General features: G+C 69.0%; 3 protein-coding genes. All 3 read left to right on the top strand.

Annotated elements, in window-relative coordinates; all coding sequences use genetic code 11:
* A partial coding sequence (locus tag F4X11_03510) for an acetyl-CoA C-acyltransferase (GenBank protein ID MYN64082.1) occupies positions 1 to 1,070 on the top strand: 1,070 nt, incomplete at its 5' end.
* Positions 1,071 to 1,153: 83 nt separating this feature from the next.
* Positions 1,154 to 2,128 carry a DUF697 domain-containing protein gene (locus F4X11_03505; GenBank protein MYN64081.1) on the top strand — a complete coding sequence of 325 codons (975 nt, stop codon included), beginning with the start codon at positions 1,154 to 1,156 and terminating at the stop codon, positions 2,126 to 2,128.
* A 130-nt stretch (positions 2,129 to 2,258) separates the two neighbouring features.
* On the top strand, positions 2,259 to 4,655 hold the full coding sequence (locus F4X11_03500) for a hypothetical protein (GenBank protein ID MYN64080.1): 2,397 nt from the start codon (positions 2,259 to 2,261) through the stop codon (positions 4,653 to 4,655).
* Positions 4,656 to 4,733 lie beyond the last annotated feature (78 nt).

Here is a 4,733-nt window from a genome sequence, read left to right as displayed (position 1 = left end):
GGGCCGGCATCGAGCCGGACGCGGTGGACGAGTGCATCATGGGCAACGTCGTCTCCGCCGGCCTCGGCCAGGCCCCGGCCCGGCAGGCCGCCCTCGCCGCCGGGCTCCCCGACCACGTCGGCGCCCTGACCGTCAACAAGGTCTGCGGCTCCGGGCTCAAGGCGGTGATGCTCGCCGCGCAGGGGATCGCCACCGGCGACATCGACGTCGCGGTCGCCGGGGGCATGGAATCGATGAGCAACTGTCCGTACATGCTGCCGAAGGCGCGCGGCGGCATGCGCATGGGCAACGGGCAGGTGCTCGATGCGATGATGCACGACGGGCTCTGGTGCGCGGTCGAGAACTGGTCCATGGGCGAGGCCGCCGAGGCGGTCGTCGAACGCTACGGCGTCACCCGCGAGGACCAGGACGCGTTCGCGGCGGACAGCCACCGGAAGGCCGCCACCGCCATCCGCGAATGCTTCTTCAAGGACGAGATCCTGCCGGTCGAGATCCCGCAGCGCCGGGGCGACCCTATCCGGCTGGAGTACGACGAGGCGGTGCGCCCCGATACGACCGCCGGGGCGCTCGCCCGGCTGCGCCCGGCGTTCAAGAAGGACGGCGGCACGGTGACCGCCGGCAACGCGCCCGGGGTCAACGACGGCGCCGCGGCCACCGTCGTCATGGCCGAGGACCGCGCGGCCGAGCTCGGGGTGGTCCCGATGGCCCGCATCGTCGGGCAGGCGTTCAGCGGACGCCCCGCCAAGTGGCTCCTCATGACGCCGGTCGAGGCGGTGCAGAAGCTGCTCCCCAAGGTGGGCTGGTCACTGGACGACGTCGATCTGATCGAGCTCAACGAGGCCTTCTCCGCGCAGGCGCTGGCGGTCATCCGCGAGCTGGGGGCCGATCCGGCGAAGGTGAACGTCAACGGCGGCGCGGTCGCCCTCGGCCATCCGATCGGGGCCAGCGGCGCACGCATCCTGACCACCCTGCTCTACGCGCTGAAGACCCGCAACCTGAAGCGGGGCGTCGCCACGCTGTGTCTCGGCGGCGGCAACGGCGTCGCCCTGGCCGTCGAGCGCGTCCAGTAGTCTGCGCGGTAGCACGGCCGCTCGACTCCCGCTTGCGGGAACCACCAGCGGGGCCGCTACGTCCACGGTCTTAGAGACGAGCCATGTGGAAAAGGTGGTCCCGGATCGCGTTCGCGCTCACCGCCCTCGGGACGGTTGTCCTGCTCGGCCTGGTGGTGAACCAGACCGCCCAGCTCGTCTCGCTCGCCACCGCGCTTCATCCGACCCTCGGCTCGGCCGTTCTCGGCGTCCTGCTCGTCGTCTACGGCATCTGCCTCCTGGTGCCGCTGATTCTGTTCTTCCGGCTGCCGAAGCCGCTGCAACCGCCGCCGGTCGACGAAGGACGGGCGTTCGAACGGCATCTGCGGGCGCTCGGCCGGCGCCTCGCGGACAACGAGCAGGCCGGCCCCGGACCGTTCCGCGCCCGCGAGGAGATCGAAGCCGGGCTCGAGCGCCTGGGCGCCCAGGCCGACGACGTGGCCCGGCGGGCCGCATCCGATGTCTTCATCGCCACGGCCGTCTCGCAGCACGGCAGCCTCGACGCCCTGGTCATGCTCGGCGTCCAGGCGAAGATGATCTGGCGTCTGGCGCACGTCTATCACCAACGCCCCGGCGCCCGCGAGATCGTCCACCTGTATGCGAACGTCGGCGCGACCGCCTTCATCGCCGGCGAGCTCGAGGACATGGACATCAGCGACCACATCCAGCCGGTCGTCTCGGGCGTGTTCGGATCGGTGGCGGGGAGCGTGCCCGGGCTGCAGACCGCCAGCACGGTCTTCGTCAGCTCCGTGCTCGGCGGCGCCACGAACGCGTTCCTGACGCTGCGAGTCGCCATGATCGCGAAGCAGTATTGCGCGGCGCTTACGTCCCGACCGCGCCGCAACCTCCGCCGGGCGGCGGTCGTGCAGGCCGGCGGGATGCTCGGCGGGATCGTGCGTAGCGGTGCGCGCCGCGTGTCCCAGGGACTGCTGACGGCCTCCGGCCGCAGCGTCAGCGGCAGCGCAAGACATCTGGGGCGCCGCGTACGTGCGGCCGGCCAGGCGCTGGCGGATCGTCTCGGGCCGTCCACGGGCGGCTAAGTTTCGGTTCAGGCACGACAGCCCCAGCCAGTTGTGACAATAGAGGCTGTCAAGCTACGGTGCTTTGGTGCTCGATCCTACAATCGTCGGAGACACACTCCAGGTATAATCTGCTGACTCGCAGCAGCTTATGCCCCTCGAACCCCTGCTGGTCGGTGACGAGCAGCGGCTGAGGAGCCAAACGGGTGAGATCGACGACGGTGCTCGATTCAGGAGCCGAACATCCATGGCCATGAAGTCTGTGCTGGTGGTGCTCGGCGTGCTCCTGTTCCCCCCGTCCGGCGTTCTCGCCCAGCCGGCCACGTCAGCAGAACCGCCGGACGTGCCCGCCGACGTCGAAGAGTGGATGCGCACCGCATGGGGCATGGAGCCGCAGGTGCTTGGCGTCACCGACACGCACTTTCTGTCGTCGTTGAGCGCGAGCGAACGGCAGGGCGCGTTTCTGTTCAAGCAGCGCTGCAACACCTGTCACTACTCGACGATGTCGACCACCAGAGGCGCCGGGGCAGGCCTCGTCGACGCGGCATCCTACGGGCCGCCGCTCTCCAGGACGAATGTCGAAGGGGAGGACCGCGAACGCGCGGTGCGACGGCTCATCTCCGAAGGCTCAGCCACGATGCCGGCGTTCAGGTACGCCCTCCGGCCCGAGCAGATCGACTCGATCATCGGCTACCTCAAGAGAGTCCAGACGCTCCGCCCGCCGGTGGTGGACCGGCTGGTCGAGCTCTCGTCGCCGAGTGTGGCCGACCCCGTGTCGTTCGGCGAGACCGCCGGTCCCCTGTGGGGGACCGTCACATCGACGTCAGGCGAGAGGCTCGAGGGCGTCACCGTGTCTGCCCGGGCGCCGGGGCGGAACGTCACCACGAGCGTGTTCACCGACAGTGACGGCGAGTACCATTTCCCGCCGCTCGAGACTGGACGGCCCTACAAGGTCTGGGCACAGGCCCAGGCCTTCGAGGCGGGCCGCGCGGAGGTGGCGCTGCGCGAGGCCGGGGCCAGACGGAACTTCACGCTCACCCCTACCGCGGACTTCCACAATCAGCTGACGGGGAGCCAATGGTATGCGGCGCTGCCGGACGGCACCCGTGAGGACCTCCGGATGAAGGAGGTCTTTCGGGCGGCCTGTATGGGATGTCATCCGCAGAACTTCACGCTGATCAGCCGATTCGACGAGGCCGGCTGGCGGAACATCATCGACGTGATGAGCCGGATGCACCCGTATCGGTATGGCACTCCGGCCGCCGCGGCCCGTCGCCGGCCGAACGCGATCATGGTCCACTTCCGGGATGAGCTGGCGGCGTGGCTGGCGAAGGTGCGTGGTCCGGGCCCGTCGCCCATGACGTTCACGCCCCGTCGTCCGACGGGGGACTCGACGCTGATGATCGCCCGCGAATACGACGCGCCCGAGCCCGGTTTCGGATTGCCGTTCTTCAACGATGGCAGCACCGATTGGGCGCTCGGCCCTGTCGATTTCATGGACGAGTCCAAGCACCACGCGATGAACGCCACGCTGGATGCCGATGGAAACGTGTGGATGGCCGACATGTTCAACATCACCCGCACCGTCGTCAGATACGACTGGCGGACCGGCCACGCGACGAACTTCGTGCTGTCGGAGACACCGGACGCTCCCCCCGCGAATTCGCACGACATCATCCGGGACGCCGCCGGGGTCGTGTGGTTCGACATGAGCAACATCGGTGCGCTGGGGCGCATCAACCCGCGGACGGGCGAATCGGCCATCATTCGCCCGCCCGAGGGGGCACGCGTGGGGCCCTGGATCGGCGACGACGGGCGAGGTGGCATCTGGGCCGCGGGGGCGACGAACGACGCGAAGGCGATGCGCTACGACACGAGGACCCGCGACTGGACGCTCTTCGAGAACCCGGTTCCGAACGCCTCGAACTACGGGATGACCGGCGATGGCGCCGGCAATGGCTGGTGGTCGACCGCCATTCCGCGGGACGGGTTGATGAAGGCGGACCTCGAGACCGGCCACGCCACGTTCGTGCCTCTACCCGAAGCGGTAAACGACAGGAGCGACCTGTTCACCGCGGAGGAGCTGGCGGTCTTCGCCGATCGCCTGACGTTCTACGGCTACGGGAGGCCGGGCGCCGTGGCGATTCGCAAGCCAGGCGCCGATCCGCGGAGCACCACGTTCTGGGGCTGCTCGTGGTACGGTGGCGGCCTGCTGAAGCTCGACAGCCGCTCTGACCTCGAAGAGATGTATCCCTTTCCGCCCGAGCATGAGGACGGGAACTGCTACGAGACGTCGGTGGACGAAGACGGCATGGTGTGGCTGCCGTTCACGCATGGCGATTCGATCGCGAAGTTCGATCCCGGCACGGAAGAGTGGACCAGCTATTACCTGCCGACGATCGGGACCAAGACCCACGGGCTGCAGGCGGTGACGGTCAATGGCCGCACCCAGATCGGCATGGGCTACCTTGGGGCCGGGAAGGTGGCGAAGCTGGAGTTCCGGTCGCGGGAGGAGCTGCAGCGACTGAAAGCGGAGACGAGACCATGAGCATGGCTCAGTACGTCCTGCGATGCCTCGGGCTGGCCGGCGCCCTCGCGGCGCTTCCGTGCTCGGCGCTGGCGCAGC

This window comes from Acidobacteriota bacterium, from assembly GCA_009861545.1.
In the GTDB taxonomy this organism is placed as follows: Bacteria; Acidobacteriota; Vicinamibacteria; order Vicinamibacterales; family UBA8438; genus WTFV01.
This window is presented reverse-complemented; position numbering and strand designations above follow the sequence as displayed.

Bases quoted from the DNA above. Each gene is read 5' to 3' on its own strand.
- F4X11_03505 (MYN64081.1), top strand. From the start codon at position 1,154: ATGTGGAAAAGGTGGTCCCGGATCGCGTTCGCGCTCACCGCCCTCGGG.
- F4X11_03500 (MYN64080.1), top strand. From the start codon at position 2,259: ATGCCCCTCGAACCCCTGCTGGTCGGTGACGAGCAGCGGCTGAGGAGC.